At 66.0% G+C, this 468-nt stretch carries 1 protein-coding gene and 1 pseudogene; both read left to right on the top strand.

Features of this window, described 5'->3' with window-relative positions; all coding sequences use genetic code 11:
* A pseudogene (locus tag EN859_RS40650) lies at positions 1 to 253 on the top strand (ROK family protein); the annotation flags it as partial.
* A gap of 33 nt (positions 254 to 286) precedes the next feature.
* Positions 287 to 468, top strand: a 182-nt coding sequence (locus EN859_RS40655) for a PAS domain-containing protein (protein ID WP_348632969.1), incomplete at its 3' end; no start/stop codon positions are given.

Genomic DNA, 468 nt, shown 5'->3' on the forward strand with positions numbered 1-468 from the left:
ACTGATCTCCGATCGCGGAGCCCCGACGACCGCGCAGCTCAGCGGCATCGGCATCGCGATACCAGGCGTCATCGAGAACGGCGTCTGTCGCCTGAGCCACCGGTTCAACTGGGCCGACGTGCCGTTTGCCGCCATGCTTGCCGAACTCGTGCATGTGCCGGTCTGGGCGGACGACGACACCAATGCTTTCGCGCTTGCACAGCAACTGTTCGGCCTTGGCCGGCATCATCGAACCGTCGGCGCGCTGGCCATGTCGGAGCCCGGCGCCGGCTCCGACCTGCGCGGCATGAAGGCGACCGCCCCGAAGAGCCCAGACATGGCGGACGCCGCAAACATCGTGCTCAACACCATCCGCCGGCCGGTGATCATGGTCGATCCCCAAGGCTTCATCACCTTCGCCAATGCCGACGCGGAGGATTTCTTCCGCTCCAGCGCCACCATGCTTGCCCGCAACACGCTGCCGAAGCT

This window comes from Mesorhizobium sp. M00.F.Ca.ET.216.01.1.1, assembly GCF_004010325.2.
Classification (GTDB): domain Bacteria; phylum Pseudomonadota; class Alphaproteobacteria; order Rhizobiales; family Rhizobiaceae; genus Mesorhizobium.